The organism is Shewanella morhuae, assembly GCF_003028295.1.
GTDB lineage: Bacteria > Pseudomonadota > Gammaproteobacteria > Enterobacterales > Shewanellaceae > Shewanella > Shewanella morhuae.
The window spans coordinates 2,324,377-2,349,711 of record NZ_PYSG01000002.1 but is presented as its reverse complement, the minus strand read 5'-3'; the positions used below and the strand labels follow the sequence as shown (position 1 = coordinate 2,349,711).

The 25,335-nt window shown below is 44.2% G+C and carries 22 protein-coding genes; 18 read left to right on the top strand and 4 right to left on the bottom strand.

Features of this window, described 5'->3' with window-relative positions; genetic code table 11:
- Positions 1–346 precede the first annotated feature (346 nt).
- Positions 347–1,372 carry a transposase gene (locus C9I43_RS10835; protein WP_107883464.1) on the bottom strand — a complete coding sequence of 342 codons (1,026 nt, stop codon included), beginning with the start codon at positions 1,370–1,372 and terminating at the stop codon, positions 347–349.
- 772 nt (positions 1,373–2,144) lie between these two features.
- Between C9I43_RS10835 and C9I43_RS10825 the strand changes: the two genes are divergently transcribed.
- From C9I43_RS10825 to C9I43_RS10800, 6 genes are all read left to right on the top strand, one after another.
- Complete coding sequence (locus C9I43_RS10825; protein WP_373455340.1) at positions 2,145–3,002, top strand: IS4 family transposase; 858 nt, start codon at positions 2,145–2,147, stop codon at positions 3,000–3,002.
- Between the two features lie 10 nt (positions 3,003–3,012).
- Complete coding sequence (locus C9I43_RS10820; protein ID WP_146157134.1) at positions 3,013–3,336, top strand: hypothetical protein; 324 nt, start codon at positions 3,013–3,015, stop codon at positions 3,334–3,336.
- On the top strand, positions 3,329–3,661 hold the full coding sequence (locus C9I43_RS10815; protein WP_107883460.1) for a hypothetical protein: 333 nt from the start codon (positions 3,329–3,331) through the stop codon (positions 3,659–3,661). Before C9I43_RS10820 ends, C9I43_RS10815 begins: the two co-directional genes overlap by 8 nt.
- A gap of 35 nt (positions 3,662–3,696) precedes the next feature.
- Entirely contained in the window at positions 3,697–4,524 is an 828-nt protein-coding gene (locus C9I43_RS10810) for an ankyrin repeat domain-containing protein (RefSeq protein ID WP_181317874.1), read from the top strand.
- 394 nt (positions 4,525–4,918) lie between these two features.
- Positions 4,919–5,893 carry a DUF1852 domain-containing protein gene (locus tag C9I43_RS10805; RefSeq protein ID WP_107883458.1) on the top strand — a complete coding sequence of 325 codons (975 nt, stop codon included), beginning with the start codon at positions 4,919–4,921 and terminating at the stop codon, positions 5,891–5,893.
- Positions 5,894–6,012: 119 nt separating this feature from the next.
- On the top strand, positions 6,013–7,074 hold the full coding sequence (locus C9I43_RS10800; protein ID WP_107883457.1) for a methionine synthase: 1,062 nt from the start codon (positions 6,013–6,015) through the stop codon (positions 7,072–7,074).
- A 191-nt stretch (positions 7,075–7,265) separates the two neighbouring features.
- On the opposite strand, the gene C9I43_RS10795 is transcribed toward C9I43_RS10800, so the two are convergent.
- On the bottom strand, positions 7,266–8,972 hold the full coding sequence (locus C9I43_RS10795) for an amidase (protein ID WP_107884116.1): 1,707 nt from the start codon (positions 8,970–8,972) through the stop codon (positions 7,266–7,268).
- A 74-nt stretch (positions 8,973–9,046) separates the two neighbouring features.
- Positions 9,047–10,159 carry an agmatine deiminase gene (gene aguA / locus C9I43_RS10790; RefSeq protein WP_107883456.1) on the bottom strand — a complete coding sequence of 371 codons (1,113 nt, stop codon included), beginning with the start codon at positions 10,157–10,159 and terminating at the stop codon, positions 9,047–9,049.
- 475 nt (positions 10,160–10,634) lie between these two features.
- Here aguA and mazG point away from each other — a divergent pair, with 475 nt between their 5' ends.
- From mazG to rpoS, 11 genes are all read left to right on the top strand, one after another.
- Positions 10,635–11,531, top strand: a complete 897-nt coding sequence (gene mazG, locus C9I43_RS10785) for a nucleoside triphosphate pyrophosphohydrolase (protein WP_107883455.1) — start codon at positions 10,635–10,637, stop codon at positions 11,529–11,531.
- Between the two features lie 116 nt (positions 11,532–11,647).
- Positions 11,648–13,285 (top strand): CTP synthase, encoded by a 1,638-nt coding sequence (gene pyrG, locus C9I43_RS10780; RefSeq protein WP_107883454.1) that lies wholly within the window; start codon positions 11,648–11,650, stop codon positions 13,283–13,285.
- A 223-nt stretch (positions 13,286–13,508) separates the two neighbouring features.
- Complete coding sequence (gene eno, locus C9I43_RS10775) at positions 13,509–14,804, top strand: phosphopyruvate hydratase (protein ID WP_107883453.1); 1,296 nt, start codon at positions 13,509–13,511, stop codon at positions 14,802–14,804.
- 99 nt (positions 14,805–14,903) lie between these two features.
- Entirely contained in the window at positions 14,904–15,203 is a 300-nt protein-coding gene (gene ftsB, locus C9I43_RS10770; protein WP_107884114.1) for a cell division protein FtsB, read from the top strand.
- A 12-nt stretch (positions 15,204–15,215) separates the two neighbouring features.
- Positions 15,216–15,995, top strand: a complete 780-nt coding sequence (gene ispD / locus C9I43_RS10765) for a 2-C-methyl-D-erythritol 4-phosphate cytidylyltransferase (protein WP_107883452.1) — start codon at positions 15,216–15,218, stop codon at positions 15,993–15,995.
- 31 nt (positions 15,996–16,026) lie between these two features.
- A complete protein-coding gene (gene ispF, locus C9I43_RS10760; RefSeq protein ID WP_107883451.1) occupies positions 16,027–16,512 on the top strand; it encodes a 2-C-methyl-D-erythritol 2,4-cyclodiphosphate synthase in 486 nt (161 codons plus the stop codon).
- A 20-nt stretch (positions 16,513–16,532) separates the two neighbouring features.
- On the top strand, positions 16,533–17,675 hold the full coding sequence (gene truD, locus C9I43_RS10755; RefSeq protein ID WP_107883450.1) for a tRNA pseudouridine(13) synthase TruD: 1,143 nt from the start codon (positions 16,533–16,535) through the stop codon (positions 17,673–17,675).
- Entirely contained in the window at positions 17,672–18,421 is a 750-nt protein-coding gene (gene surE, locus C9I43_RS10750; RefSeq protein WP_076496500.1) for a 5'/3'-nucleotidase SurE, read from the top strand. The genes truD and surE overlap by 4 nt, the downstream gene beginning before the upstream one ends.
- Complete coding sequence (locus C9I43_RS10745) at positions 18,418–19,053, top strand: protein-L-isoaspartate(D-aspartate) O-methyltransferase (protein ID WP_076496501.1); 636 nt, start codon at positions 18,418–18,420, stop codon at positions 19,051–19,053. Before surE ends, C9I43_RS10745 begins: the two co-directional genes overlap by 4 nt.
- A gap of 89 nt (positions 19,054–19,142) precedes the next feature.
- Positions 19,143–20,039, top strand: coding sequence for a peptidoglycan DD-metalloendopeptidase family protein (locus C9I43_RS10740; protein WP_107883449.1), 897 nt, complete (start codon positions 19,143–19,145; stop codon positions 20,037–20,039).
- Between the two features lie 80 nt (positions 20,040–20,119).
- Positions 20,120–21,097, top strand: coding sequence for an RNA polymerase sigma factor RpoS (gene rpoS, locus C9I43_RS10735; RefSeq protein ID WP_076496503.1), 978 nt, complete (start codon positions 20,120–20,122; stop codon positions 21,095–21,097).
- A 187-nt stretch (positions 21,098–21,284) separates the two neighbouring features.
- Here the strand turns inward: rpoS and mutS are convergent, their stop codons facing one another.
- A complete protein-coding gene (gene mutS, locus C9I43_RS10730) occupies positions 21,285–23,855 on the bottom strand; it encodes a DNA mismatch repair protein MutS (RefSeq protein ID WP_107883448.1) in 2,571 nt (856 codons plus the stop codon).
- A gap of 398 nt (positions 23,856–24,253) precedes the next feature.
- Here mutS and recA point away from each other — a divergent pair, with 398 nt between their 5' ends.
- Positions 24,254–25,321: a recombinase RecA gene (recA, locus tag C9I43_RS10725; protein ID WP_107883447.1), complete on the top strand. Its 1,068-nt coding sequence runs from the start codon at positions 24,254–24,256 to the stop codon at positions 25,319–25,321.
- Positions 25,322–25,335: the final 14 nt, after the last annotated feature.

Below are 25,335 nucleotides of genomic sequence, written 5' to 3'. Positions count from 1 at the left end.
TTTCAGAACTTATGAACGAGAGCCATGGATGGCGAACTGGCAGTTAAACATGGATGTTGTTCAAGTCAGTCCGTGGTGCTCGACCGCCCCGTCCGTGGTGCAGACGGTCGTCTCGCAAATCACCATGGCTCACCTTTCACGTATCAGCGTAGCCAGTAGGTTCAAAAATTAAGTCATGAGTATTTTGCTAAATTGTTCAACCTGATTAGGTTTGAGCAAAGTCATTCGATTAAACATAAAAAACTTTTGGACAAAATCGAGCTGAGTTTTTTCGTGATTATTTTCATTTTTGATAAGTAAAAATAATACCTAAAGTTGCATAGTGAGCAGTTATGAGCTTATTAATTTAAGGGTGTAACGCTTGGCTTGACACTTTACCTTTACACCATTTCCCACTGTTGTGCTGCTTTTTAAACTCGCACATGCTATCCCATCGACCACTTATGCCACTGTATTGACGACGAAACTCTTTGGCTGAAGTGAGCCATGCATCGGGCGAAATTCCTAATTCATTGAGCAGTTTTGGCCGTTGATTATCGATATAGCCTTTTTTATCATGACGAATCGCCCGGCTTGTCCAGTCGATGAGTTCCAGATAATCGGCAAAGTGAAACGGGATGCCTTTTTGTTGGCTAATGTGGGTAGCACCTTCGAATTTTACGAGGGCTTTATGTAGAATTGGCTGTAGGTTATCTGCGGTAGTTTTGGCCAGTTGGGGCGCGTTGATATGAGGATTAAGCGCATTCACGCGCTCCTGAATCGATGTAAAATCAGAGGATTGCACAGAGTCGGCAATCCCTGCTCGAATAGGATTTAAATCGACATACATCATGCACGCCAGCAGTGCTCGCTCATCTAACAAGGCTTGTGACTTAAAACGGCCTTCCCAAAAAGCGCCTTTACACTCATCTTCACGATTGGCCTTACGGGCAATTTCTTCATTTAAACAGCGCATAAACCAAGAGATACTGCTCAGTCGCTCATGCCACTCGGCGAGTAATGCATCAAGTAACATCACTTCACCGTCGATTAAAGCATCACCATTCATATACTTAGTGGCGACGGCATGGCCTTTAGTGATTTGACACCAGCGACGAATAATATCTTTTTGCGTTAGCGATTTCGCCTTGTCGACATCAATTTTAAGAACTAAATGATAGTGATTACTCATCACCGCATAGGCGCAAATATCAATGCAGAAAATCGCAGATAATACCTTGATTCTATCAACAATCCAGCCGCGTCTATGCTCGAAACTGCGGCCCGTGAGTTTATCCTCACCACACAAAAAAGCCCTGCGAACACAGCGATTAATCACATGATAGTAGGGCGTCGCATTAGCATCAATTAACTGTCTTCTGGCCGAGGTCATCACAGGCTCCATACAGAGAAAATCAAGGTAATGTAAAGCCTAGTAGAGGAGTGCGCAGAACACAAAATATGTGGCTGTCCTTACTTTTCCAGCAACCGAAGTTAGAAGCATAATTGCGCAATGGATAAGTGCTGCAATCGATCTCTCGATTTTCACTATCCCCATTTTGTAACATTGCGAAACTGATATATTTAGACATTGCCTGTGCAGTAATTGCAGGAGATATGCCAGCATTAAGTAATTTTTTGTGTAGTTTTGCTGAATCATTCAATTTCATAATTGAATGATTCAGCGGATATGACTTTATCGAAGGACATGATTTCATTCTCGGCAACTGAATTAGCCGACGAATTAAAAGTTACCATAGCAAAAGCCATTGCAGTTATTAATTTAGTTTTGTGTAAGTGCATCTTTCATATCCTTAGCGTTGTAATTTTTATTCTAGGTTGATTGCATGGGCTTAAAGCCCATCGGTCGAGTTATTTATACGCTACTTAATAAGTTATCTATTCTACCGCCCCTAAAACTCTTGCTGCATTATACATGGTAGTCATGACATTAATACTCTTTGTAACTCAATGGTTTGATTGAAGTGGTATAGTGAGTTTGGCTACCTAGAAAGAAATATTATGATCTCATTCATAGCGAATTTAGGTGACACAATGAATAAAAGTAAACGTGCACGATATAGCGCAGCGATTAAGCTCGAAACTACTCGATTAGTCATTGGCCAGCGCATCCCGAACTGGCCGAGGTTTACCCCAATCGGTTTGTGTTGCCATCGCCGGCGTCAGTCAAATGTCATATGACGATGCCACTCTTATCTGAGCAACCTGTCAGCCTGACACTGACGCCAGACCGCACCTCTGAGCGCACGTATCTGCCTAAAGCTGAAACGCTGATGGATACCCTATTGCTGGCCGATGCTGGCTATATGGATCTGGATTATCTGGCAAACTTAACCCGTCACGGCGGCTATTTTCTGATGCGTGCAGGTAAACACCTCAACCCGAACGTAATGCAAGCCACAGATGCGAAAGGAAAAATACTCGACAAACTGGCCAATAAACCGCTGAAGGAAGTACTGAGGAGCAAGGGCCGCAAGCGTGCTGTACTTGACTTGGATGTGGCTTGGAAGCACTACTCATGTCGCATGGTCGCTATTTGGCATCAGCAAGATAATCGTTACCTGTGCTGGTTAACCAACCTGCCGCGCCCCCGTTTTAGTACCGAAGATATTAGCAAGCTGTATCGACTGCGTTGGCAGGTGGAGCTGTTATTTAAGGAATGGAAAAGTCATAACAATCTCAAACGATTTAGCACTGTTCAGCCTCACCTCGTGGAAGGATTGATCTGGTCTAGCCTGCTCAGCTTATTGCTGAAGCGTTATCTATGCCGTGCCGCCGCGCAAAAAGTGGCCCTGAGATTGCCGATGTTCAAAATGGCGAAAACACCGATAGGCTGGTTTGAACCGATAATGAAATCCTTAGCGTTACAGGCCAAAAGTCAACTTGAGGCTGACGTAGCGTGGGCGATAGAATTTATAGGCAAAACGTGCAAACGCAGTCAACAGGCAAAATCAAGGAAAGACAATAGCTTGGATGACATTTGGCGACACTTAAATGCTTAAGGTCCAGTGTATGTGGCTGTCCTTATTTTTTTTAACGAAAAACTCTGGCATGGAAGGTTATACCTTTGAAAATAATGATTCACTCTGGGCTAGGGGATTAAACCAAATATCTAAAAGCCATGACTTTTGGAACTCAGATATATCAAAGTTGGTTGGTTTTCACGGGTATGATACTGCAACGGGAATGGTACTTTCAGGAGCTGAAGCCTACAACACGGCCTTTCAAACGTGGAGTTTGCTTGGCATGGTACCCATTGCTGCATTCACTGGTATATCAATGAGTGCCAGCACTCCTTATATCTATCACTTTTCGAAAAGGAATTATTATGAATAGGATCTGGGGATGGGGATTAACTCTAATGTTATTCAGTTGTACGAGTATTGAAAATGGTTTTTCTGAATTAAACAGTAGCCACCCGTTCAAAAAATGGTTGATTACATTGAATAGTGACTATGGTGAAGGGCGGTATTATATGTTTTCCGCTGTCGATTTTACTGAAACGGGTATTAGGCACCCAAGTTTAGAACGGCTAAAAAAACTGATTAGCCTACATGCGAATATCCCTGAAGATTGTAAAAAATATATGAAAATCATTGATAGTACTAGGCATTTGTATGAGGGTGGTGGGGAAAGTATTATCGTCAAGTGCAGTGAATGATAGGATAAAATCACAGTTACATGAGCAGGCCTATATTGAAACTAGTTATCCGTTATGTGATGTTTGCATGTTTACTCAGTGCCTGTGCTTCAGAGCCGCATTTTCGGGCTTTGGAAGACGCCGAAAAAGCACATAATAAGAAACAGCGAGAAACTTCTTTAGTGTTAATGGATTTGGATGAGATATTCCCTGATCCTCAAGTCAGAGCATTGGCGAAGGCGGCAGGAAAAGGCGATGTCAAAAAAATCCGTGAGTTAGTGGCAAATGGGGTCGATGTCAACGCTCAGGGCAGGTCGACAGGCACACCCCTGTTTTGGGCAATTTATAAGGGTAACCTTGAGGGCTTTGAAGAATTACTAAAACAAGGTGCCACACCCAATGTCAAACTTGAGGGCTCTAGTACTGTAATGCATTGGGCGACTAGAAATAAAGATAGTCGCTTTTTACAGTTGGCATTAGCCTATGGTGGCGATCCCAATCTTAAAGGGGGAATGTTTGATGCCCCACCTATTGAGGAAACAGTAGAATTAGGCGGAAAAACGATACCCAGAAATTATTATCTGCTCATTGAAGCTGGCACAGATCTTAATATAAAAACAAACACAGATGCTACCTTGTTAACTCAAGCGGCCGGTAGACGTCGATACGATGTTGTTTTAGATCTATTAAATCGTGGTGCAGAATTTCAAATGGTTAACGGAATAGGACGCGTTGGTCTGTATTATTGGTTAGCTGAGCATGAGCGGGTAATGGATAAAAATGAAGACGCCTATAAACAGAAGAAAAAAGTTGAACAGTGGTTACAAGACAGAAATATTGACTTCAGCATAATCACTCCTGGATCAAAGGGGAATTCTGGTTAATAGTGTCCGAGGATTTTTTTGAGAGGGTGTAACATATTACTGCTCCTGCTTTCCCTATCCCAAGTTCTGGTTAATCAATAACGCCATGCTAATTGATCATGAATATGGCTCATGTTCTAGGTGAAATAAAACCGTTTTTGTTCATGTGCCGAACCACGTATAAATGACTCCAAGCTAAACATTAGAAAAGCTTGAAGTTGCGCCCTAGCTAAGCAATTAGGACTTAAGTCATCGGTACTTAAGTTAAAAGCAAATAGCCCCAAAAGACTGTGAGACAACTGAGTGAGAATCTCAGGACAGAACATGAATAATGTCTATCAGAGTCAGGTCTAGAAGCTAAAAGAGCAGGGTATAAACTCAGGTTTGAAATCAGACAATTGGATACTGGATCACTATGAATAACCATTTTACATTTACGATTAACAGCATTTGTCTTGATGAAAATTATCATCCGTCAGATAAGACGCGTATCACCACCAATTTTGCTAATTTGGCCAGAGGTAGTCATCGCCAAGCGAATTTACGCAATGCGTTAAAGATGATTGATAACAGTTTTAATGCCTTAGCGCATTGGGATAACCCTAAGGCTGATCGTTATACTGTCGAACTCGAAATCATCTCCGTTCATATGGATGTTGATGGTAGTGGCCAAACTTTCCCATCGATTGAAATTTTAAAAACTAATATTGTTGATAGTAAAACCAATAAGCGCATTGAAGGCATTGTCGGAAATAACTTTTCTTCTTATGTCCGTGATTATGACTTTAGTGTCTTGCTGGCAGAGCATAATAAGGGCCAAGCCAAATTTAGTATTCCAGATAATTTTGGTGAACTGCACGGCAAGCTTTTTCAGTATTTTGTTAATTCAGATGCTTATAAACAGAGCTTTAATAAGCCTCCGGTTATCTGTCTCAGTGTGTCAGACAACAAAACCTACCATAGAACTGAAAATCAGCATCCCGTATTAGGGGTTGAATACCAACCAAATGAGTCGTCTCTAACTGAGCAATATTTCCAAAAAATGGGCTTGCAGGTACGCTATTTTATGCCACCAAATAGCGTGGCGCCATTAGCCTTCTATTTTTTTGGTGATTTACTCAATGATTACACTCACCTTGAGTTGATAAGCACCATCAGCACTATGGGCACCTTTCAAAAAATCTATCGTCCTGAGATTTATAATGCCAATGCTGTTGCCGGAAAATGCTACCAACCTAATTTGAAAAACCTGGATCATTCGCTCACTCAAATTGTTTATGACCGAGCAGAACGTAGCCAGTTAGCGAATGAGCAAGGTAAATTTGCTGCGGAGCATTTTATCAAGCCATACCAAACGGTGCTTGAGCAATGGTCAGCTAATCATTTGTAATCGCTCAGCTTAATCGCATCGTTTAACTGCTCTGTTTACGGTGCCATTTAATCGCTTGATTAGATTGTTATATTCAATCATTACGTTAAAAGCTAATCCCAATTTACGGTATCAATATTATGACTAAATCAGTTAACAAAACACTTAGCAAAACACTGTTACCGACTTCAACTGCTGGCAGTTTGCCTAAACCTTTATGGCTTGCAGAGCCTCAAACACTCTGGTCGCCTTGGAAATTACAAGGCGAAGAGTTAGTTGCCGGTAAACACGATGCACTGCGTTTGTCATTACAAGATCAACAGCAAGCAGGCATTGATATTGTTAGTGATGGCGAGCAAACGCGGCAACATTTTGTCACTACCTTTATTGAGCATCTCAATGGCGTTGATTTTTCCAAACGTAAAACCGTAAAAATTCGTGACCGCTATGATGCGAGCGTACCCACGGTTGTTGGCCCAGTGAGTCGCCAAAAGTCTGTTTTTGTTGAAGATGCCAAATTTTTACGTCAGCAAACCACGCAACCAATTAAATGGGCGCTACCTGGTCCTATGACCATGATAGATACGCTTTATGATGACCATTATAAAAGTCGCGAAAGGCTCGCGTGGGAATTTGCCAAAATTCTGAATGAGGAAGCTAAAGAATTAGAAGCGGCGGGTGTTGATATTATTCAATTTGATGAACCTGCTTTTAATGTGTTTTTTGATGAGGTCAATGATTGGGGCATAGCGTGTTTAGAGAGAGCGATTGAAGGGCTTAAATGCGAAACTGCGGTACACATTTGTTATGGTTATGGCATTAAAGCCAATACCGATTGGAAAAAAACCTTAGGCTCAGAATGGCGCCAATATGAAGAGGCTTTTCCTAAACTGCAAAAATCGAATATTGATATTATCTCGCTAGAATGTCATAACTCCCATGTGCCAATGGAGCTACTTGAGCTCATTCGCGGTAAAAAAGTCATGGTCGGCGCGATTGATGTTGCCACAGACACGATTGAAACCGCAGAGGAAGTTGCTGACACGCTTCGAAAAGCCCTTAAATTTGTTGATGCCGACAAACTCTATCCTTGCACTAACTGCGGCATGACGCCTTTATCCCATCACGTAGCAAGAGGTAAACTCAATGCCTTAAGTGCAGGCGCTGAGATAGTCAGAAAAGAACTCTTGGCACTAAAATAAGACGCGTTAAGTGCTGCTGTATGTTTTACCGCAGCATGTTTTATAGCAGCATGAGTCCAGCTTTGTTGAAGGGATATCGACGTTGGTGTTAAAAAAACGGGATTGGCATTTTGATACCAATCCCGTTGTTCATTTCTAAACTCTTACATTTAGTGCTTACATTTACATAGGCTTATGCATTGTCTTAGCACTTATTCACCAAGCTTTGGCGTGCGCGCTGGGATCATGCGTTTACTACCAGTTGCCTCAAATGCGGCTGCAAACTTAAGCAGGTTATTGTCATCATAAGCACGGCCTGCGAAAGTTAAACCGACTGGCATGCCAATATCAGCCATCACGCCCATAGGCACTGTCACCGTTGGTACACCTAAGTGACGAATCGCTAGGTTGCCATTAGCGACCCAAATACCGTTGCTCCACGCAATATCAGCAGAAGCAGGATTAATGTGTGCATCTGCAGGGCCAACATCTGCCATAGTTGGAAACAGCACGGCATCGAGTTTGAGTGCATCCATCCAGTCTTCGAGATCTAGCTTGCGGGTTTTCTCTAAGCCACGCAGACCATCGGGTATGCTGTCAATCTGGTCATAGGATTTAAGACCGCGTTTGGCCATGTTGACGTACTCATCCATACCAGCGGCAAGGTCGCCCTCACGGTTTGGCAAGGTGCCTAAGTCATGCGGGAAAATCAAATGTCCCACCACATCTTCAAGCTTGTTGAGTTTAGGGTCATTATTGGCACGCAAGAATTCATCGAACGCCCAGCCCGAGAGTTCCCACAGTTCATCGTTGAGGAACTCAGGCGTGACTATGCCCCGATTAAACACGGTTGGCGTACCTGGTCGGTCACCTTCGCAATTTGATACCAGCGGAAAATCAACTTCAATGACGTCAGCTCCCGCAGCTTTTAGCGCTTGGCGCGCCGCTTCCCAGAGGTCGATTACTGATGAGCGAGTATTGATGCGCTGACCAGTCGGGCCGCCGATACCAGGGTTTTCGCTGGTGCCCGCCAATTCATCCTTATTGATGTACATGCGCGGCACACCAAAACGCTTACCTTTAAGCGTGTCGGTTTGAGCGGCAAGGGAGAGATAAGATGCTGGACGAACAGCTGATGCTTTGGGGATCTCAACCCAAGGTTGCAGACGCCATAGGTCGCCACGGGTGATAGGGTCATCGGCCACAATTACATCCAACACTTCAAGCATATCTGCCATAGTACGAGTGTAAGGCACCACCACATCCATGGTCGGTGTTAACGGCCAGTTGCCACGTACCGAAATCACGCCGCGTGACGGGGTATAGGCGCACAGCCCATTGTTTGATGCCGGCCCACGCCCGCTCGACCATGTTTCTTCGGCAAGGCCGAATGCAGAATAACTGGCAGCGGTACCTGTTCCTGCGCCGTTAGAAGATCCCGAGGCGAACGGTGCAGTAAGATACTCAGCATTGTATGGACTTTCGGCGCGGCCGTAATGACCGCGCTGCATGCCGCCATTGGCCATTGGTGGCATGTTGGTTTTACCTAAACAGATAGCGCCCGCAGCGCGTAGGCGCTCGACGGCAAAGGCATCGTATTGGGCAACTAAATTCTTAAACGCAGGGCTACCAGAGGCCGCAGTCAGCCCCTTAACCAGATAGCTATCCTTGGCGGTGTAAGGAATGCCATCAAGTGGGCTAAGTGGTTCACCACGCGCTCGGCGTGCATCGGAAGCTTCTGCTTCTTTTAACGCATCGGGATTGCGCACTACCAGCGCATTGAGTTTAGTCTTTGTCGCAGGGCCATCATAAGCCTCAACCCGCGCAAGATACGATTGCACCAATTCAACCGCTGTGGTGCGGCCCGATTCAAGTGCCGCCCGCAGCTCGGCAATAGAAACTTCTGTTACTTCAAACATTTTACTGCCTCCCGCTGAAAACCAATGGTGTTGCAACAACAGTGACATCAATCGTCATTCTGTGCTCCTTGAGATTACTTTCCAGAGGGGATCTGCTGGGTAATACAATGGATATTGCCGCCTCCTAATAAAATCTCGCGGGCAGGCACACCGACAATCTCATATTCAGGAAAAATTTCTTGCAGTTTTTGGGCGGCGATATCGTCGGTTGCAGGATCCAGTAGCGGGAAAACAATACGATTATTGGTGATTAAAAAGTTCACATAAGAACCCGCTAAACGTTCACCCGCTGTGCGTGGTACGCCAGTGCCTTCTACTACGCCTTGTGATTCTTCTTCGGTACAATACAGAGGACCCGGTTGTGGCAATAGATGGATTTTTAACTTACGACCCTGTGCATCCACGGTATTTTGCAGCACATCGAGTGCAGCTTTTGAGCGAGGATACTGGGGATCGGTTTCATCATCTGTCCAGTGTAAAACCACTTCGCCTGGGCGAGCAAAACAGCACATATTGTCAATATGCCCGTCGGTTTCATCCATGTAGACGCCTTCTTCCAACCAGATAAACTGCTTAACATTTAAATAATCACGCAGTAATGCTTCAATCTGTTCTTTGGTTAGATCTGGGTTTCGGTTGGCGTTGAGTAAGCACTCGGCACTTGTCATACAGGTGCCTTCACCATCGACATGAATGGATCCCCCTTCAAGGATCAACGGCGCGTTGTAACGGGCAAAACTATGCTGCTTAAGCATCTGCTCTGCGACTTGCTCATCCTTGTCCCATGGCGAGTACAAACCACCGTTATCACCACCCCAAGCATTAAAGCCCCAGTCAACACCACGGCATTCGCCTGTGGCATTCACCACTATGGTCGGTCCGGTATCGCGAGCCCAGCAATCGTTGCTATTCATTTCGACTAAAGTGACGTGGGCAGGCATAACCGTTTTTGCCTCTGCCAAAAACGCCTTGGGTACGCCCATATAAACAGGGGTCGCCGCACCTATGGCATCGGCCACCTTAGCAAAGGTTGCCTGAGCATAAGCCCCTGCTGCGCGCCAGTTATCGGGGCGATATGGCCAAATCATCCACACCGCTTGCTGCGCTGCCCATTCTGCGGGCATGTGGAAACCATCTTGAGATGGCTTAGTTGCTAACTGCGTGGCATTCACTGTCACGTTTGTCATGAGTTTTGTCTCCAGTAATGCTGAAAAACTATCAGGGCGCGTCCTACCTAGGACGACAGAATAGAAATACACCTAACATCAATCAAATGAATAAATTGAATAACCGCATTCATTATGTAAAGAGTTAGGTCGACATTGCCACGTATGCACTTGGTGAGTTGTAGCTTCGTTGACATATTGCTGTATATCTTATCATTTAAGACGGCTTGCGCTAAAGACTTGTATGCAGGGCATGGATGAGAAGTTGTAGGGCAAGTTTATTACTTATTCGGATGAGTGCCATCACGACATGGGGTAAATACGCTTTAGTTAAAATAAGCAACTCAGAGCTGATCTTTGGATCAAAATAGCGCTTTTATGTTACCTAACTTATCATTACCCCTTTATTTTAGTGTTCAGCTAAAGCTGCTGAGGCGTATTCTGGTTCTTTCTCAATATTCGCCCGTTGCAGTATTTATCTTTAAAGGATATCAGCATGACTTCCCATACTGCGCCATCAACCTCATTTTCGACTACCGAACCTTTTACTACCAAGCTTTCAACAACGGATGTTGAGCCGTTACTGAAAATGATGGAAACATTGCGCGACCCACAAACAGGTTGTCCGTGGGATAAGGCGCAAACCTTCCAAACGATAGTGCCCTTTACCTTAGAGGAAGCCTATGAGGTCGCCGACACCATAGAGCGTTTAGCGTGGGATGAGTTACCCGATGAACTAGGGGATTTATTATTTCAAATCGTATTCTATTGTCAGCTAGGTAAAGAGCAGGGCAAATTTGATTTTGCCACTGTGATAGAGAAAATCAACGACAAGCTCACTCGCCGTCATCCCCATGTATTTGGTGATAAAAATTTACAAATTGGCGATAGTGCCCAAACGATGAAAGCCAATTGGGAGGCGATTAAAGTCCTTGAACGTGAACAAAAGGCGCTACAAGCGGCTGATGGAGCTAAAACGGATATCATTGTTTCTGCATTAGACAATATTCCCCGTAGCCAACCTGCATTGTCGCGCGCCATCAAAATTCAGCAAAGAGTCGCGCGAGTCGGATTTGATTGGGCCGAGCTTGAGCCTGTGGTCGCTAAAATCCACGAAGAAATCGATGAAGTGTTGCATGAGGTCAATCAACCCGAGCAAGACCAAGAAAAAGTGCAGTCCGAAATGGGTGATTTATTATTTGCCGTGGTCAATTTAGCTCGTCATCTTAAGGTCGACCCTGAGCAAGCATTACGTCAAGCCAACCTTAAATTTGAACGCCGTTTTCGTGGTGTTGAACAGTTGGCGAGTGACAGCGGTAAAAGCATGCAAGAGCACACATTAATGGAGCTAGATACCTATTGGGACCAAGTAAAAGCAACTGAGCCAAGATAAACGGCAAATTATCCCGATTGGTGTTTGTCGAATCGACTCGTCTTTGGTATACTACTGCCCCGTCCTAGTGCTTTCTTACAAGCACGTATTTTCAAACTCATTTTCTCAGGTTCAGCATGACTACAAGGTATATCTTCGTTACTGGTGGCGTGGTTTCATCACTAGGTAAAGGCATTGCAGCAGCGTCATTAGCGGCAATTTTAGAGGCCCGCGGTCTCAATGTAACCATCATGAAACTGGACCCTTACATTAACGTTGATCCGGGTACCATGAGCCCAACCCAACATGGCGAAGTATTTGTTACTGAAGACGGTGCAGAAACAGATCTCGACTTGGGTCACTACGAGCGTTTCATCCGTACTAAGATGAATCGTCGTAACAATTTCACTACCGGTCGTATTTACGAAGAAGTATTGCGTAAAGAACGTCGTGGCGATTATTTGGGCGCAACCATTCAGGTTATCCCACACATCACTAATGCGATTAAAGAAAAAGTATTAGCAGGTGGCGAAGGCCATGATGTAGCTATCGTTGAAATCGGTGGCACTGTGGGTGATATCGAATCCTTGCCATTCCTTGAGGCTATTCGTCAGCTCGGTGTTGAGTTGGGTCGCGATCGTACTCTATTCATGCATTTAACCTTAGTGCCTTTCTTAGGTGCTGCTGGCGAAGTGAAAACTAAGCCAACGCAACATTCTGTGAAAGAGCTGCGTTCAATCGGTATTGCCCCAGACGTGTTAGTTTGTCGTGGCGACCGAGCGGTACCTGCTAATGAAAAAGCCAAGATTTCGCTATTCTGTAACGTTGAAGAACGTGCGGTTATTTCATTAAAAGATGTTGATAGTATTTATAAAATCCCAGCCTTGTTACGTTCACAAGGTTTAGATGATTTAGTGGTTAAGCGTTTCGGTTTAGAATGCCGTGAAGCCGACTTGTCTGAGTGGGAAAATGTTATTTATCAAGAAGCTAATCCAAACGGCGAAGTCGTGATTGGTATGGTGGGTAAATACATTGAACTGCCAGATGCCTATAAGTCAGTCAACGAAGCATTAAAACATGCGGGCCTTAAAAATCGTGTGTCTGTGACGATTAAGTACATTGATTCACAAACCGTAGAAGCCAAAGGCGATGAAGTTTTACAAGGCTTAGACGGTATCTTAGTACCAGGCGGTTTTGGTGAGCGTGGTGTTGAAGGTAAGATACTTGCGGCAAAATTTGCCCGTGAAAACAAGTTACCCTATTTCGGTATTTGTTTAGGTATGCAAGTTGCTCTGATTGAATTTGCGCGTAATGTTGCTGGCATGGCCGATGCACATTCAACTGAATTTAATAAAGAAACACCATTCCCTGTGGTCGGTTTGATTACTGAATGGATTGACGAAGAAGGTAACCTAGAGCAACGTCATGAGACGTCTGACTTAGGTGGCACTATGCGTTTAGGCGCTCAGTTGTGTCATTTACTTGATGGTTCTAAAGCCGCGCAAGCCTATAAAAGCAATAGCTGCGTAGAACGTCATCGTCACCGTTATGAAGTGAACAACAAATATAGAGAACGTTTAGAGCAAGCTGGCATGATTTTCAGTGGCTTGTCTTCTGATCGTAAACTGGTGGAAATGATCGAATTAAAAGATCATCCATGGTTTGTTGCGGGTCAATTCCACCCTGAGTTCACCTCAACTCCGCGCGATGGTCATCCATTGTTCGAAGGGTTTATTGCTGCGGCAAGTGTGCATCAAAAACGTGATTTAAAATAAGAATATTTGAGGCCGGACCCGCGACAGTGGGGCCGGCCTTTTGCTACACTCATCTGCTCGTTAACGATAAAACTTAATACCTCTGGGTATAACTCTGTGTATCAACGTCACCCGTATTGAAAGTAAGTTACAAATAGTATGTTGATGATTCAGTGCTATGTGGGAGATTTATTCCTATAGGTATTAATTTTTCTTTTATTTTTAAACTTAAATCGAGGGTATTATGGCTAAGATTATTAATGTGATTGGTCGCGAGATTATGGATTCTCGTGGTAACCCAACTGTTGAAGCTGAAGTGCATTTAGAAGGCGGCTTTGTTGGTATGGCAGCAGCGCCTTCTGGCGCATCAACCGGTAGCCGCGAAGCGTTAGAATTACGTGATGGCGATAAAAGCCGTTATTTAGGTAAAGGCGTATTAACCGCCGTTGCTAACGTAAATGGCCCAATCCGTGCTGCATTACTGGGTAAAGATGCGACAGCTCAAGCCGAGCTTGATCAAATAATGATTGATTTAGATGGCACAGAAAACAAAGACAAGTTAGGCGCAAACGCGATTTTAGCTGTGTCTTTAGCGGCGGCAAAAGCGGCTGCTGCATTTAAAGGTATTCCTTTATATGCCCACATCGCAGAATTAAACGGTACACCAGGCCAGTATTCAATGCCTGTGCCTATGATGAACATCTTAAACGGTGGTGAGCATGCTGATAACAACGTTGATATCCAAGAGTTCATGGTGCAACCTGTTGGCGCAAAAACCTTCCGTGAAGCACTGCGCATGGGTTCTGAAATTTTTCACACACTGAAAAAAGTATTACACGACAAAGGTCTAAGCACTTCTGTTGGTGACGAAGGTGGTTTTGCACCTAACCTAGCGTCAAATGCTGATGCGTTAGCCATTATCAAAGAAGCGGTTGAATTAGCTGGCTACAAGTTAGGAACCGATGTGACATTAGCGCTTGATTGCGCCGCATCTGAATTCTATAAAGACGGCAAATACGATTTAGCGGGCGAGGGTAAGGTATTTGACTCGAACGGTTTCTCTGATTACTTAAAATCATTGGCAGACCAATACCCAATTGTTTCTATTGAAGATGGTTTAGATGAATCAGATTGGGATGGTTGGGCTTATCAAACTCAAATTATGGGTGATAAGCTGCAATTAGTGGGCGATGATTTATTCGTCACTAACACTAAAATCTTAACCCGTGGTATTGAAAACGGTATTGCTAACTCAATCCTCATCAAGTTCAACCAAATCGGTTCACTGACTGAAACCTTAGCCGCTATTCGTATGGCGAAAGATGCAGGTTATACCGTGGTTATTTCACACCGTAGTGGTGAAACTGAAGATTCAACTATTGCTGATTTAGCTGTAGGTACTGCAGCAGGTCAAATCAAAACCGGTTCACTGTGCCGTTCTGATCGCGTGGCTAAATACAATCAATTGCTGCGTATCGAAGAGCAATTAGGTGAAAAAGCCCCATACCGTGGTTTGAAAGAGATCAAAGGTCAGGCGTAATTTAACGTTTGATTTAAAAAGGCCACCACTTGGTGGCCTTTTTTGTTGTACTATCTGCAGTATATTTTTTTAATCCAAGATACTGACGCTAATTCCTCCATGAAATTTTTTGTCATTGCACTCATAGTGCTACTCGCTTTACTGCAATTTCGACTTTGGACGGGAAACAATAGCCTGCCCGAATACTTCGTCCTGGAAAAGCAAATTGCCGCCCAGCAGGATGGTAACGCCAAGCTTAATGAGCGTAACCAAGTGCTAAAGGAAGAGATTATCGACTTGAAAAGCGGCACTGAAGCTATTGAAGAACGTGCGCGCAACGAACTCGGTATGGTGAAAGAAGGTGAAACCTTTTATCGCGTCGTGGGTGGCGATCGCTCAGTATCGAATCCATCTCAGTAATATGGAGTTAGGATGACAGCGTTAGAATGTGTGGAGCATGGATTAATTACCTCAGCTAATCTTGAAAACCAATCTGAACCCGCTATTCAAATTGAGCATGCGACTCAGGCTGTGGTGGCCATTGTTCCTGCAGCGGGTATTGGCAGCCGTATGGGCGCTGATAGGCCTAAACAATACCTTGAAGTTTGTGGCCAGAGCATTCTTGCTCATACCTTAGATAGACTGCTTTCCCACCCGCAAATTTCTCAAGTGATTGTGGCTTTACATCCTGATGATGATATTTTCGACTCCTTGCCTCAGGCTATCCATCCTAAGTTAATCAAAGTATTAGGGGGAGGAGAGCGCGCTGATTCTGTATTGGCGGCATTGCAGCTTGCACCGCAAAACAGTTGGGCCTTAGTGCATGATGCAGCAAGGCCGTGTTTAACTGCAGCTGATATTGATAAGTTACTCGCATCCCGAGGGCAATTCCCCCAAGGTGCCATTTTAGCTATGCCAGTACGAGATACGATGAAGCGTGCGAATCAGCTAGGTGGAATAGGCACGACAGTATGTCGTGATGATTTATGGCATGCACTGACGCCGCAGTTGTTTCCGACAGGGCAACTAAAAGGTTATCTCAATGCTGCTATGGCCGCCGGCGCGGTCGTGACAGATGAAGCATCGGCAATGGAATGGGCAGGTATATCACCTGGGCTCGTTTCTGGCCGTGCCGACAATATTAAAGTGACTCACCCTGATGATTTGGGGTTAGCTGAACTATTTTTAATGCGCGCGTTATCGTCGCGGTAATCAAAACTAAACAATAAATTAGGAGCAATAAATGAAAATCCGTATTGGTCATGGTTTCGATGTTCATAAGTTTGGCGCGGCGCAACCCCTTATTCTCTGTGGTGTTAACGTACCCTATGAGACAGGCCTCATGGCGCATTCCGATGGTGACGTAGTGCTGCATGCTATTTCTGATGCGATTCTAGGCGCATTAGCATTGGGTGACATTGGTAAACATTTTCCTGACACAGATGCTGCATATAAAGGGGCTGATAGCCGTGTATTGCTGCGCCATTGCTATGCTTTAGCCCAAGCTAAAGGGTTTGAATTAGGTAATCTCGATGTCACTATTATCGCCCAAGCTCCTAAAATGGCGCCACACATTGAAGCAATGCGGCAAGTATTAGTTACTGATTTAACAGCAAAACTTGACGATATTAATGTCAAGGCGACCACAACTGAACAGCTAGGATTTACCGGACGTAAAGAAGGTATAGCGGTAGAAGCCGTGGTACTGATGGTCCGTAAACACGATTAACTTGAGAGTAAAAGAGTCCCATGAGCGAATTACATTATCTGTATGGCAAACCTTTAGGTACAGCAGATCTAAGAACCCAAAATAGCGATTTTATCGTCAAAGAGATTTTACCTTTTAGCCCAACGGGTGAAGGTGAACATCATATGCTGCATGTACGTAAAGAGGGTTTTAATACAGTACAAGTGGCTGAAATGATCGCTAAGTTCGCTAAAGTGCATCCCAAAGAAGTCACTTACGCAGGGCAAAAAGACAAAAATGCCATCACAGAGCAATGGTTTGGTGTACGCATTCCGGGTAAAGAAACGCCGCTTTGGAATGATCTCAATAGCGAGCGTTTAACCATTTTATCAAGCAGTCGTCACAGTAAAAAACTGCGTATTGGCGCTTTGCTGGGTAACCGCTTTATTTTAACGCTGCGAAATGTCACCCACGTTGAAGACATTATTAGTCGTATCGAAAAAGTCGCTCAGATTGGAGTACCTAATTATTTTGGTGAGCAGCGGTTTGGTCATGATGGCAAAAACTTAGTCTTTGGCCGCCAAATGATGGCGGGTAAAAAAGTTAAAGATAGAAATAAACGCAGCATGTATTTGTCTGCTGTGCGCTCAAATCTATTTAATACCGTAGTGTCATACCGTTTAGCTAATCATGGCACTAAGCCCCTAGCAGGTGATTGTGTGATGTTAGCGGGTAGTAAAAGCTTTTTCGTGACGCCAGAGTGGGATTTAGTCGTATTAAAACGCCTTATCGAAAAAGACATTCAATTATCTGCACCGTTATGGGGCCGTGGCATGATGCTGCCTCAAGGCGAAGCTGCCGCAGTAGAAACCTTAGCTTTGACTGAACTGGCTGACGATTGTTATGGTCTTGAACATGCAGGGTTAGAGCAGGAGCGCCGGCCATTACTCCTTGAGCCACAAGCGCTTAAGTATGAGCAAACAACTGAGGGCTTAGTGCTGGAGTTTGTATTACCTGCTGGCAGTTTTGCGACCTCGTTATTGAGAGAATTAGTCAATTATCAAGATGTGAAAGAGCAGCAATGGCAAGCGACACTGGTGCAGGAGCCGGTATCTGAGACAACAACTGTCAACATAGCAGCTAATACACCTGCGACTAAGACTGAAAGTACTGAAGCTGCATCTAGCATTGAAGCCAAATTATGATCCGTATCCTTGTAAGCAACGATGATGGAATTAATGCGCCGGGCATCAAAGCACTATCTGAGGCGATGGCTGAAATTGCCACAGTGTTAACCGTGGGGCCCGATCGTAATTGTTCTGGGGCAAGTAACTCATTAACCTTGACTAATCCATTAAGAATTAATAGGTTAGATAATGGTTACATTTCAGTCCACGGTACACCGACCGATTGCGTTCATTTAGCAATTCGTGAATTGTATGACGGCGAGCCCGACATGGTGGTTTCAGGCATCAATGCGGGCGCGAACATGGGTGATGATACCTTATATTCTGGGACGGTAGCTGCTGCGATGGAAGGGCGTTTTTTAGGTTTCCCTGCGGTTGCGATTTCGCTTGATGGTCGAAAATTTGAACATTATCAGACTGCGGCTGTATATGCGCGGCGGATAGTGCAAGGATTACTCGCTCAACCTTTGGCAAAAGATCAGATTTTAAATGTGAATGTACCAGATTTACCACTTGATCAAATCAAAGGCATAAGAGTGACTCGCCTTGGCGCTCGAGATAAGGCTGAAGGTGTTGTTCGAACCCAAGATCCTGCCGGACGAGAGATATTTTGGCTTGGCCCACCAGGACCAGAGCAGGACGCAAGTGAAGGCACTGATTTTCATGCCATCGCCAATGGTTACGTTTCTATTACACCTTTGACGGTAGATTTGACCGCTTATGGACAATTATCGGCATTGCAAAATTGGGTAGATAAAATATGACTCGAGTTGCCTTAACATCGGCGGTGAATTTAGCTAAAAAGCTTCATGATGCGGGTATCCGCAATCAAGCCGTGTTAAAGGCGATATCGTGTACGCCACGGGAAATGTTTCTCGACAATGCCTTAGCCCACAAAGCCTATGAAAATACCGCTTTGCCTATTGGCCAAGGCCAAACTATTTCACAGCCCTACATAGTGGCTCGCATGACTGAGCTCCTATTACATAAGATGCCACAGCGGGTCTTAGAGGTCGGTACGGGATCGGGCTATCAGGCGGCAATTTTGGCGCAGTTAGTCCCGCAACTGTGTACCGTTGAGCGGATAAAAGGGCTACAAATTCAAGCTCGGCAGCGCTTAAAACGCTTAGATTTACATAATGTATCGTTTAAATATGGTGATGGTTGGCTAGGCTGGTCTAATCGTGGTCCATTCGATGCCATTATGGTGACTGCGGCAGCGGCGACCATCCCAGAGGCTTTATTGTCGCAACTCACCGAAGGTGGAGTGTTAGTTTTACCTGTGGGAGAGGATACCCAGCAATTGATGAGAATAACTCGAACTGCAGACCGCTTTAGTTCTGAAGTTATTGAAACGGTTAAATTTGTGCCGCTGATTAATGGGGAGCTAGCTTAATGGCATTATGCCCCTGTCCTGTATAAATATCTTTGTGGTCGCACTTTTCTCATCATAAACAGTAATGCAACCAGACCAAGGAGTTTTTATTGTTCAATGCAGGTTTACTCCTAAACCTATGTTTTATATTTCTGCTTGTAGGCTGTAGCTTTCAGGCCAGCCGGCCTGCACCTGTCGAAAATGCCTCTCACAGTTATGCTAAAAATGGCAGAGGCCACATTAAATCGAATTCATATAAGGTTAAAAAAGGTGACACGCTTTACTCTATTTCTTGGGCGGCAGGAAAAGATTTCTCTGAAATAGCCAAATTAAACCAATTAGATAACGCTTATACAATCTATCCAGGACAGGTGTTATCTCTCACAACGGCTAAGAACAGTGTTAAATCAAAACCACCCACTATAGATGGCAGAACCACGACGCCTAAGAGTAGCGCTGGAGGTAAAGGCATTGAAAATCAGTCTGTTAAATCAGTTTCAAAAACTGATATCCAGTTAAAGCAAGAACAAAAAATAACACTTGATCAGAAAGTAAAGCCTGCGTACTCTGTAACAAGTTCAAAACAAAGTGTTAACGATATTCGGGTCGCACCTACTTCTACACTGCCAACGAGCGTGAGTCGGTGGGAGTGGCCAGTAAAAGGAGCGTTAATCGGAACTTACTCTGCCAATGAGCAGGGAAATAAAGGAATTAAGATTGCAGGAAATCGGGGAGATATCATTAAAGCTGCTGCAGATGGGCGGGTGGTATATGCGGGAAATGCTCTTAGGGGTTACGGTAATTTGGTCATTATTAAGCACAGTGACGATTACCTGAGCGCTTATGCTCATACGGATACGATCTTAGTCAAAGAGAAGCAACATGTCCTCGCTGGGCAAACTGTTGCGAAAATGGGTAATACGGGTGCGAATCGGGTAATGTTACATTTTGAAATTCGTTACCATGGAAAATCTGTAAACCCACTTACTTATTTACCTAAACAATGATGGTTTAGGGCCTTGTTGGCAAATGGAGGATATAAAATTGTAATTATTCAGCTAGTTAATTAGGTTTGGGAGATTTAATTATGAGTCGCACAAATAGCACTGCCGCAGAAGCACTAGTCGATTTTTCCATTGAAACCGTAGACATTGATCTTGAAAAAGACGTCAACCCTGATTTAGTCCAAGAATTAGGTATAGAACAACAAGTCCAAGAAGACCTTCAAAAAAATCTTGATGCCACTCAACTTTATTTAGGTGAGATCGGTTTTTCCCCATTGCTTAGCGCAGAAGAAGAAGTTTACTTTTCCCGTAAAGCCTTAAAAGGCTGTGCTAAATCCCGTAATCGCATGATTGAAAGTAATTTACGTCTGGTCGTTAAGATTGCACGCCGTTACAACAATCGTGGTTTAGCTCTGCTTGATCTTATTGAAGAAGGCAATTTAGGCTTAATTCGCGCCGTCGAGAAGTTTGATCCCGAAAGAGGTTTTCGTTTTTCAACCTATGCGACTTGGTGGATTAGACAAACCATTGAACGTGCAATTATGAACCAAACTCGCACTATTCGTTTGCCCATCCATGTTGTTAAAGAGTTGAACGTGTACTTGCGTACAGCCCGCGAGTTAGCGCAAAAACTCGATCACGAGCCTACAGCAGAAGAAATCGCTGAAAAATTACAGGTTTCTAGTTCAGATGTTAGTCGTATGCTTAAATTGAATGAAAAAATTACCTCTGTGGATACCCCATTAGGCGGTGATAGCGAGAAGGCATTACTGGATATTTTAGCCGATGATGATAGCGTTGGTCCTGATTATAAAGTGCAAGATGAAGACATTTCTAATTCAATTGTTAAGTGGCTTAATGAGCTCAATACTAAACAAAGAGAAGTATTAGCCCGTCGTTTTGGTTTGTTAGGTTATGAACCTTCTACGCTTGAAGATGTGGGGGCTGAAATTGGGTTAACCCGTGAACGCGTACGCCAAATCCAAGTGGAAGCGCTAAAACGTCTACGTGACTTATTAGGATCGCAAGGCTTATCGGTTGAAGCTTTATTTCGAGACTAACGGTAGTTTTCTGCAGCTCTTTGGAGAGTGCCAGATAATCCCATTAGTGTTTGATACGGTAGATAAAGTAAAACGCCCACATTGTGGGCGTTATTGTTTTCATTATTTTTTTTAGATATTTATTCTAAACAGATTCAATAGAAACCGTTATATCAACTCGCTCAATCCACTCATTCAATCAAATCATTTAGCTCAAACGTTTCAGTTCATAGAGTAAATCAAGTGCCTGTTTTGGAGTTAGATTATCTGGGTTAATACTGCTTAACTTCGTTAACGCTGGGTTTTCAAGAGGCTCAGGTAATGCGAGTAAGCTTTGGATTGGCGTTTTTGTACCTTCTGATTGATGATCACGGCTCTCTAATTGTTGTAACTTATGTTTAGCCGCTTTAATCACTTTACTGGGTACGCCAGCCAGCGCTGCAACTTGTAAACCGTAACTTTTACTAGCCGCGCCTTCCTGTACTGCATGCATAAAAGCAATGGTGTCTTCGTGCTCAATAGCATCAAGGTGCACATTATAAACACCGGCAATGAGTTCAGGTAACTGAGTAAGCTCAAAATAATGTGTTGCGAATAAGGTCATGGCTCCGACCTGCTGGGCTAAATATTCTGCTGCTGACCAAGCGAGCGATAAGCCATCATATGTCGATGTTCCACGGCCAATTTCATCCATTAATACTAGGCTGCTAGCAGTGGCGTTGTGTAAAATATTAGCCGTTTCAGTCATTTCTACCATAAAGGTTGAGCGGCCAGATGCTAAATCATCTGATGCACCAATACGCGTAAATATGCGATCAATAGGGCCTATAAGGGCATATTCGGCAGGGACAAAACAGCCAATATGTGCCATAAGCGTAATCAAGGCCACTTGGCGCATGTACGTTGATTTACCACCCATATTAGGGCCCGTAACAATCAACATACGTCTTTGAGGGTGCAAGGTGACAGGGTTAGCGATAAAAGGCGTTTGGCTGACGCGCTCAACCACAGGGTGACGACCAGCATTAATCAGCACACCAATATCTAGGCTTAATTCAGGGCAGGTGTAGCCTAACGTTTCTGCGCGCTCGGCAAAGTTACTTAACACATCAAGCTCAGCTGCTGCTCGTGCAAAAGCTTGCAATTCATGTAATCTTGGTAAGATTAGATCGAATAACTGTTCCCATAACTGTTTTTCGAGTGCCAGCGCTTTACCTTGGCTCGACAACACTTTTTCTTCGTATACCTTAAGTTCGGGCGTGATATAACGCTCCATATTCTTAAGAGTCTGGCGACGTTGGTAATCAAGCGGTACTTGTGCTGATTGTAGGCGGCTTACTTCAATGTAATAACCGTGTACGCGGTTATAACCTACTTTAAGTGTGTTGATACCAGTACGTTCTTTCTCTCTGGCTTCGAGTTGTACTAAATAGTCACTCGCACCTTCACTTAGTGCCCGCCATTCATCTAATTCGCTGTTGTAGCCTTCACGGATCACGCCGCCATCGCGGATGAGCATCGGCGGGTTATCTACTATTGCGCGCTCGAGTAGCGTTTGTTGCTCAGGAAATTCGCCCAAGTATTGACATAATTTGACTGTATGTGGTGCGCTTAGTGTACTTAAACTCTGTTGCAATTCAGGTAATAAACTCAGAGCTTGGCGTAAACGGGCAAAATCCCTTGGACGCGCGGTGCGCAGGGCAAGTCTTGCCATGATACGTTCGATATCACCAAGTGCTTTTAACTGTTCATGCAGGCTCACGTGAGCGGTGTTATCGAGCAGTTCTGTTATGGCCTGTTGGCGTGCGCGAATTTGATTTGGATCGCGCAGCGGTTGATGGATCCAGCGCTGCAACATGCGGCTGCCCATAGGCGTTGCTGTGTTATCCAAAACGGCGGCTAAGGTATTATCGCGACCACCAGCAAGATTTTGGGTGAGCTCTAGGTTACGACGAGTTGCGGCATCCAGCACTATGCTATCGCATTGATTAAAGCGAGTAATAGCATTGATATGGGGCAGAGCTGTGCGCTGGGTATCTTTGACATATTGCATCAAACAACCCGCCGCCTGTAAGGATAGGCGTGCATCAGCGACCCCAAAACCATGCAAATCTTTGGTGCCAAACTGGGTTAGCAGTAATTTAAGGCTAGTGTCGTAATCAAACTCCCATTCTGGGCGACGGCGTTTACCTTTAAAACCGCTGAGCAACCCAAGTGCACCAAAATCTTCACTGTAGAGAATTTCTACTGGGTTTGTGCGTTGTAACTCAGCTTCTAATGACTCTATGGTATCAAGCTCGGCAATGACAAAACGTCCAGATGACACATCTAACGTCGCATAACCAAAGCCAATCTTACCTTGATAAACCGCCCCTAACAGGTTGTCTTGGCGTTCTTGCAGCAGTGCTTCGTCGGTTAATGTTCCAGGCGTGACGATACGTACTACTTTACGTTCAACCGGCCCTTTAGAGGTTGCTGGATCGCCAATTTGTTCACATATGGCCACCGATTGGCCAATTTGAACTAATTTTGCAAGATAGCCTTCTACAGCATGGTAAGGGAGCCCAGCCATGGGAATTGGGTCGCCACCACTTTTACCCCGTGCAGTGAGTGAAATGCCCAATAGTTCAGACGCCCGTTTAGCATCATCATAAAATAACTCGTAAAAGTCACCCATTCGGTAGAACAGCAACATGTCGTGATGTTCTGCTTTCATCGCCAAGTATTGACGCATCATAGGGGTATGTTTTTCTAAATCATTGGTATCAATTGCATTCATTAAATCGTTATCGTCCGTTGTGACTGCCTAAAGGCGATATCAGTTTGCTAGGGGGATTAGGCGCTATACCCAGCAGGAGACTGCTTTGTAAATTTAACCTAAAAAATCACACAAAATTAGTTATGCCAATCTTAGCAATAATTTATCTAAAATTGCGCTCTTAAGTATGTATATTCGGTAAAGTGATAGCTTATTTGATTTTATTTTTGCTAAAACCTTAGCCAGATTGAAAAATGTCCTAAGCTAAAAATAATTCAGTCACAGGTCTTGATACTGTATGATTGTACAGTATACTAGGCAGCAGAATTAAGGCAAAAAGCCCTGCTTTTTGAATTACCCGTTTTTAAATTGAATATCACTTTTGACAGCTTATGGCTTGTCTTAATGAGGGAACTGGAATGAAGGTCGATCCAAATAAAGAGAAAGCACTTGCTGCGGTATTGAGCCAGATTGAAAAACAATTTGGTAAAGGCTCCATCATGAAGCTGGGCGAAGATCGCTCAATGGATGTTGAGACCATTTCTACCGGTTCTCTGTCTCTGGACGTTGCTTTAGGTGCTGGTGGTTTGCCAATGGGGCGTATTGTTGAAATTTACGGCCCTGAATCATCAGGTAAAACGACATTAACCTTAGAAGTGATTGCCGCCGCGCAACGTCAAGGTAAAACCTGTGCGTTTATTGATGCTGAGCATGCTCTAGATCCTATTTATGCTAAAAAATTAGGCGTAGATATTGATAATTTACTTTGTTCACAACCTGATACGGGTGAGCAAGCACTGGAAATTTGTGATGCATTAACTCGTTCTGGCGCAGTTGATGTGATTGTTGTTGACTCAGTGGCGGCTCTAACACCTAAAGCTGAAATTGAAGGCGAAATTGGTGATTCTCATATGGGCTTAGCGGCGCGTATGATGAGCCAAGCAATGCGTAAGCTTGCGGGTAACTTAAAGCAATCTAATACGTTACTTATTTTCATCAACCAAATCCGTATGAAGATTGGTGTGATGTTTGGTAACCCAGAAACGACCACTGGCGGTAACGCACTGAAGTTCTATGCTTCTGTACGCTTAGATATTCGCCGTACTGGCGCGATTAAAGACGGCGATGAAGTTGTTGGTAACGAAACACGCGTTAAAGTCGTTAAAAACAAAATTGCGGCCCCCTTTAAGCAAGCCGAATTCCAAATTCTCTATGGCCAAGGTATTAACCGTACCGGCGAGTTAGTCGATTTAGGTGTAGCGCATAAATTGGTTGAGAAAGCGGGTGCTTGGTATAGCTATAAAGGCGAGAAAATTGGTCAAGGCCGTGCCAATGCAGGACGTTTTTTAACTGAAAACCCGGCTATTGCTGCTGAGATTGATACGACATTACGTGAATTGTTGCTTAGCAAAGGTGGCATACCTGCTACTGAAAACACATCACCTAGCGATGATAATGTTGATTTAGAGACAGGCGAAGTATTCTGAGCCAGTCAGCCCGT

Excerpts from the sequence above, each read along its gene's own strand:
- C9I43_RS10835 (WP_107883464.1), bottom strand. The coding sequence starts at position 1,372 with ATGACCTCGGCCAGAAGACAGTTAATTGATGCTAATGCGACGCCCTAC.
- C9I43_RS10820 (WP_146157134.1), top strand. The coding sequence starts at position 3,013 with ATGTGGCTGTCCTTATTTTTTTTAACGAAAAACTCTGGCATGGAAGGT.
- C9I43_RS10815 (WP_107883460.1), top strand. The coding sequence starts at position 3,329 with ATGAATAGGATCTGGGGATGGGGATTAACTCTAATGTTATTCAGTTGT.
- C9I43_RS10805 (WP_107883458.1), top strand. The coding sequence starts at position 4,919 with ATGAATAACCATTTTACATTTACGATTAACAGCATTTGTCTTGATGAA.
- C9I43_RS10800 (WP_107883457.1), top strand. The coding sequence starts at position 6,013 with ATGACTAAATCAGTTAACAAAACACTTAGCAAAACACTGTTACCGACT.
- C9I43_RS10795 (WP_107884116.1), bottom strand. The coding sequence starts at position 8,972 with ATGTTTGAAGTAACAGAAGTTTCTATTGCCGAGCTGCGGGCGGCACTT.
- aguA (WP_107883456.1), bottom strand. The coding sequence starts at position 10,159 with ATGACAAACGTGACAGTGAATGCCACGCAGTTAGCAACTAAGCCATCT.
- mazG (WP_107883455.1), top strand. The coding sequence starts at position 10,635 with ATGACTTCCCATACTGCGCCATCAACCTCATTTTCGACTACCGAACCT.
- pyrG (WP_107883454.1), top strand. The coding sequence starts at position 11,648 with ATGACTACAAGGTATATCTTCGTTACTGGTGGCGTGGTTTCATCACTA.
- eno (WP_107883453.1), top strand. The coding sequence starts at position 13,509 with ATGGCTAAGATTATTAATGTGATTGGTCGCGAGATTATGGATTCTCGT.
- ftsB (WP_107884114.1), top strand. The coding sequence starts at position 14,904 with ATGAAATTTTTTGTCATTGCACTCATAGTGCTACTCGCTTTACTGCAA.
- ispD (WP_107883452.1), top strand. The coding sequence starts at position 15,216 with ATGACAGCGTTAGAATGTGTGGAGCATGGATTAATTACCTCAGCTAAT.
- ispF (WP_107883451.1), top strand. The coding sequence starts at position 16,027 with ATGAAAATCCGTATTGGTCATGGTTTCGATGTTCATAAGTTTGGCGCG.
- truD (WP_107883450.1), top strand. The coding sequence starts at position 16,533 with ATGAGCGAATTACATTATCTGTATGGCAAACCTTTAGGTACAGCAGAT.
- surE (WP_076496500.1), top strand. The coding sequence starts at position 17,672 with ATGATCCGTATCCTTGTAAGCAACGATGATGGAATTAATGCGCCGGGC.
- C9I43_RS10745 (WP_076496501.1), top strand. The coding sequence starts at position 18,418 with ATGACTCGAGTTGCCTTAACATCGGCGGTGAATTTAGCTAAAAAGCTT.
- rpoS (WP_076496503.1), top strand. The coding sequence starts at position 20,120 with ATGAGTCGCACAAATAGCACTGCCGCAGAAGCACTAGTCGATTTTTCC.
- mutS (WP_107883448.1), bottom strand. The coding sequence starts at position 23,855 with ATGAATGCAATTGATACCAATGATTTAGAAAAACATACCCCTATGATG.
- recA (WP_107883447.1), top strand. The coding sequence starts at position 24,254 with ATGAAGGTCGATCCAAATAAAGAGAAAGCACTTGCTGCGGTATTGAGC.